The following is a 5,713-nucleotide window of genomic DNA, read 5'->3' as shown; positions in this document are numbered from 1 at the left end:
CCGCCTGATCGAAACCCGGCTGCCGGCGCAAACCGTCGGCCAGCGCGACGCCGCCAGCGGCCAGTACACGGTGGCGACCCAAGACTTGGTCAGCCGCCAGCGCTACGACGCCAACGGCAACCTGATCGAAACCACCGACGCCCGCGGCGGTCGCAGCCGCCACTACTACGACCGCGCCGGCCACAAACTGCTGAGCATCGACGCCGCCGGCTACGCCACCGCCTGGGACTACGACGCTGGCGGCCGGGCCATCCGCGAAACCCGCTACGCCAGCGCCATCGCCGGTGGCGACGAACTGGACAGCGTGCGCCAGCAACTCCAACCCCATGTCGACGACCGCGTGCGGGAAACCGACTACGACCGGATGGGGCGGATCAGCGTCGAACGCACCCTCAAACTCCAGGTGGCCAGCGCCGACGGCCAAAGCCAGACCGCGGTCACCGCCACCACCCGCTACCAGTACAACGCGCTGGGCAAGGTGACCCAAAAAACCGACGCCGCCGGCCAGGTCACCGACTGGCGCTACGACGCGCAGGGCCGGGAAACCCGACGTCAGGACGCCGCCTACACCGACTACGAAGGCCGCAGCGTGCGGCCGACCAGCGACAGCGAATACAACGGTCTGGACCAACTCAGCCGTCAGATTCGCCGCGGACTGGACGAGGCCAGCGAAGCCGACGACCAAATCGTGCGCTACCAATACGGCGTCGGCGGCCGCTTGCTGAGCCAGAGCGACGCGATGGGCAACGCCATCCGCTACGACTACGACGCCGCCGGCCACCTGACCCGAACCCAGCGGGCGCGACGCCAGGCCGACGGCAGCGAAGTGAACGACATCACCGGCTACCGCTACGACGCGGCCGGCCGCCAGACCGAAAAGCGCGACCAGAGCACCGGCATGCGCTTCGAAACCCGCTACAACGCCTATGGCGAGATTGCCGGCAAACGCACCAGCGCCGACGGCCAGGGGGCGTGGCAGGAGTTCGCCGACTACGACGGCGCCGGCCGAGTGTTCCGCCGCAACGAAGGCGGAGTGACGCGGGCTTATTTGTACGACGCCAGCGGCAACGCCACGCTGCAGATCGAATCGGAGAGCGTGGACCTGAGGCAACTGAGCCGGGATCAGATTCTGGCGGCGATCAACCGGCCGGACAGCGGCTTGCGACTGACGGTGAGCGAGTACGATGGCCGCAACCAGCGAGTAGCGACCTACCAGCCGAAGATGGTGAACGCGCGCGACCAGGCCTTGGTGCAGGCGGAGCGTTGGGTGAGCGCGGTGCCGCAGGAGGGCAGCGGCGGGGTGGTGAGCGCGGGGGCTTCGAAGGCGCCGGGCGTGGCGGTGGAGAAGAATCCGCTGGTGGGGGGGAGGGCTGCAATTGGTCAAAAAAACAATATAACAATTAACTCAATAAAATATTATGGGGTAGAAAACATAAATGGGGATTTATGCGCAAAAGGAGTTGTTCTTTCTTTAACGCTGCCAAATGCTCTGTCAGAGATAGGAGGGGGGAAGTTTCGAATCCGTGTAAAAACAGACTGGGAGTTAAAGCTTGATTATTCTGACGAGCGTTTTGAAAGTAAGGCAGGCTACGCGGGTGATGTTTTTTCTGATGGGAAAGGGACATTTGAATTTGTTGTGCCGATGAAGATAGTGTCTTCAAAAGGAAGTGTTACTAAGATAGATACGGGGGAGGTCATTCGAAGTAGTGAGCCTATCTCTTCTCAGTATCCTATTGGTGGTCCATTATATATTAGAGATTTTTTTCATAATGCATATTTGTTTTCAGTTGATGTTTATAAAATGGGGGAGACTGGTGAGGTTTTAGTTTCTTCGTTGAATGCTGATAAGAAGGTTGCAACCCTTTTTCATATAAATGAACCTGCTTTCATTGATCTCGATTCCCGGTTTCTGACTGGGGAGTATGCTATAGCTAATCAGGGAAGTTGGGGCAATTTTGGAAACTGGGGTGTGAAGTGGTCTGGTTTCTATGAAAATACCCAAAAACTCCATTTCCAAGCCCAACCTACCGCCGCTACGCGGATGTATCTATATACCCGCCCGGCGGGTAGTAATGCTGGCTGGCAGTATGTCGAAGTGCCACGCATGCAGAGTAATGGCCGGGATGTGGATGGGTGGTTCGCCCTCGACTGGTCCGGCATGGCGCGCGGTCATTACGAGTTCCGCTATGTCGCCATGGACGCCGCTGGCAAGGTGCTCAACACCCGCCAGGGCACGATGAACCTCAACGACAGCGCGCCGACGATCACCCAAAGCGAGGCCGCCGTCGACAGCGCCTTCATGTACAACACCGGCTGGGTCAATCTGACCAATCTCGGCGAAGCCGCGGTGTCCTCGCGGCTGCGCTTCCGTACTCCTGGCGGCGAGTGGGGCGCTAGCCAGGTGTTGGCCGCTACCGGCGTCAAGGGCTGGTTCCAGTTCAACCCCGCTCAGTACGGCCTGGCCGCCGGCCAGAGCTGGGAGTACGAACTCGATCGCCTCGACGCCAACGGCAAGTCGCTGGGCGCGGTAGTCGGGTCCTTCCGTCCTGGTGAAGCGGCTTCCGTCACCCAGCCCGTCGCCTGGCGCGACCAGCCGCAAGTCGTCCACATCGGCGGCAATCAGCCGGCGGCGGCCACTCGCGGCCTGATCCGCTATCGCACCGCTGGCGGCGCCTGGGCCGAAGCGCCGCTGAGCCGCGCCGCCAACGGCGAATGGGACTGGGACAGCAGCGCGCTGGCCAAGGGCCTGAGCGTACCGACGGTGTATGAGTTCGAATATCAGCTGTTCGACGCCAAGGGCCTGATGCTCAACCGCGCCGGCGGTCAACTGACGCTGGGCGGCGGCGCCGTCAGCGTCAACGCCCAGGGCCTGACGCTGCCGTTGCTGGTCAGCTTCAACCCGCCGCAGACCCAGGCCGCCCAACTGTTGCTGTCTTATCGGAGCAAGGGCAGCCAGGGCGGCTGGACCCAGGCGGCGCTGAGCCGCAACGGCCAGGGGCAGTTTGCCTTGAACGCCGACGCATTGGCCGCCGGCGACTACGAGTACCGCTACCAGCTGGCCGACGCTCAAGGCGCGCTGCTGACCGGCTCCGACGGCGCGGCGCTGGACGTCAGCGGCTATCTGCGCCGCCACAGCGGCGTCGACAGCGCCCGCCTCAACTGGGTGATCACCGGCACCAGCCAGAGCGAGCACAACATCATCCGCCGCCAGCAGTACAACGCCTTCGGCGAAGTGAGCAGCGAAACCGACGGCCGCGGCAACGTCACCACCTTCGAGTACAGCGCCTTCGGCCAATTGCTGGCCAAGCAGGACCCAGAGACCGCAATCACCCTGGCCGACGGCAGCAGCGTCCAGCGGGCGCCGCGCACCCAGTACCGCTACGACGCGCTGGGCAATCTGGTGGCCACCGTCGACGCCAACGGCCAGCTCAACCGCCAAAGCTGGCTGGCCGGCGGCGAACGGGGCCAGGGCAAGAGCGGCGGCGAGATCCACGCCGACGGCGGCGTCAAGCAGCTGGGCTACGACGTGTTCGGCAATCTGCGTGTCAGCGTCGACGAAATCGGCCGCCGCAGCGACTACCGCTACAACGCCAACAACCAGCTGATCCGCCAGGACCGCGCCGCGCGCGCCGACGGCCGCCGCGGCGTCGACGAATACGACTACGACAGCGCCGGCCAGCGCATCGCCCACCGCAGCACCAGCGACGGCAAGGACAGCCTGGCCGACACCACCCAGTACGACAGCCTGGGCCGAGTGCTGGCCACCGTCAGCGCCGCCGGGCGTCGGGTGGCTTACCGCTACCAGTGGGACGCCGCCATCGCCGGCGCCGGCGGCATCGTCGTTGGCGGCTGGCGCAGCGTCAAGACCGACGCCAACGGCCGCAGCCAGACCGACGACGTCAGCCTGTTCGGCCATAAAGTGGCCCACGTCGACCTGGGCAACCACCGCTTCAGCTACCGCTACAACTACGCCGGCCAGGTGGCCGAACAAAGCGGCAGCACCGGCCAGCACATCACTTACCAGTACTACGGCAACGGCTATCTGAAGAGCCTGTCCGACCACGCGCTGGACAGCTACACCCTGTACGAGTACGACCAGGACGGCAACAAGACCTTCGAAGGCTATACCAGTCTCAACAGCCAGAGCCGCGAGTTCTACCAGTACGCCGATATCCAGTACGACGCGCTGGGCCGGGTCACCCAGATCAAGGATCCCAAGTTCCTGATCACTTACCGCTACGACGCCGTCGGCAACCGCCTCAACGTCAACAGCGTCTACCACGACGGCGTCAACGGCCAGCAGCGGACCCAGGACTACTGGTACCGCTACGACAGCATGAACCGCTTCGTCACCACCAAGGGCAGCCTGGTCAACGGCCAGATCGGCCGCGGCCCGCAAGGCGGCGACGGCGTCGACCTGCTGTACAACGCCGCCGGCGAACGGGTGCAGGCCACCTATGCCGCCAACGGCAACGTCGAAACTTACAGCTACAGCGCCGACGGCTATTTGGAGAGCACCCGCATCAACGGCAAGCTGGCGGCCCAGCGCGACAACGACCTGCTGGGACGCGCCACCGCTTACCGTGAATACCGCTGGAACGGCGACGGCGGCGTCAGCAGCCAGACCCAGTCCCGTTACGACGCCGACCACAAGCTGCTGCAGCAAACCCGGGACGGCGCCACCACCACCTACACCCTGATGGCGGACGGCACCCTGGCCAGCAGCGCGCAGAGCAGCAGCGGCACCACCACCACCAGCTACTACGGCTACGAATGGTGGGACGAGGCCAAGCAGAGCACCATCACCGCCCAGCCGTACAACAAGGATGCGCCGGGCTGGGAAAAGGGCTACTCCCATCTCAGTTACAACGTCAACGGCCACCTGGCCGAAGCGCGCGACGAAGTGGGCCAGCGCAGCCTCCGCTACGTCAACAACGCCCAGGGTCTGGTGCTCAAGCGCGAGGAAATCGCCAAAGGCAGCACCTACAAGCGGCAGGACTACTACTTCCTGGACGGCAAGCAGATCGGCTCGGTGGGCAATGACGGCGCCAGCCGGGTCGATTACGCGCAGGCCTTGGCGCAAAGCCAGATTGGCAACCGCAAAGACCAGTACCGCGAAGGCCAGCCGGTGAACAGTGCCGACTTTGACCAGAACTACGAACCGATCGGGCCGAACTACCCGGGGCAGACGCCGGGCTTCGTCACGGTGAAGGCGGGGGACACCCTGCAAAGCCTGGCGGCGTCGCTGTGGGGCGATCAGGCGATGTGGTATTTGCTGGCGGACGCCAACAGCCTGAGCGGCAGCGAGGCGTTGGTAGCGGGTCAAGTGCTGAAAGTGCCGAACAAAGTCACGAATGTGCACAACAACAGCGGCACCTACCGGGTGTACAACCCGGGCGAGGCGATAGGGGATGTGACGCCGACGCTGCCGGATCCGCCGCCGCCGCCGCCGCAGGATGGCGGTGGTGGTGGAGGCTGCGGTGGTTTCGGCTCCATCTTTGTTGCCATTGTCGCCGTGGTGGCGGTGGTGGTAACAGCCGGAGCGTTGGCCCCGATCCTGGCGCCGGGGCTCGCAGCAGCAGGGAGCGGGTTGATGGCCTCTGGTCTTGCTGTTTTGGGTAGCGCAGGCGCGAGCCTGGGCGCACTGGCGGCGGCAGGCATTGCCGGCGCGGTGGGTTCCATCGTCAGCCAGGGTGTGGCGATGGCGATGGGG

The 5,713-nt window shown here is 64.2% G+C and carries 1 protein-coding gene; it reads left to right on the top strand.

All coding sequences use genetic code 11. From position 1 onward, the window contains the following. On the top strand, positions 1-5,713 hold a 5,713-nt coding region (locus tag MOV80_RS23130), incomplete at both ends, for a LysM peptidoglycan-binding domain-containing protein (protein WP_249605545.1).

It is taken from the genome of Chromobacterium sp. IRSSSOUMB001, assembly GCF_023507765.1.
GTDB lineage: Bacteria > Pseudomonadota > Gammaproteobacteria > Burkholderiales > Chromobacteriaceae > Chromobacterium > Chromobacterium haemolyticum.
Note: the sequence above shows the minus strand (reverse complement) of the source record. Positions and strands in the feature narration are given on the sequence as shown.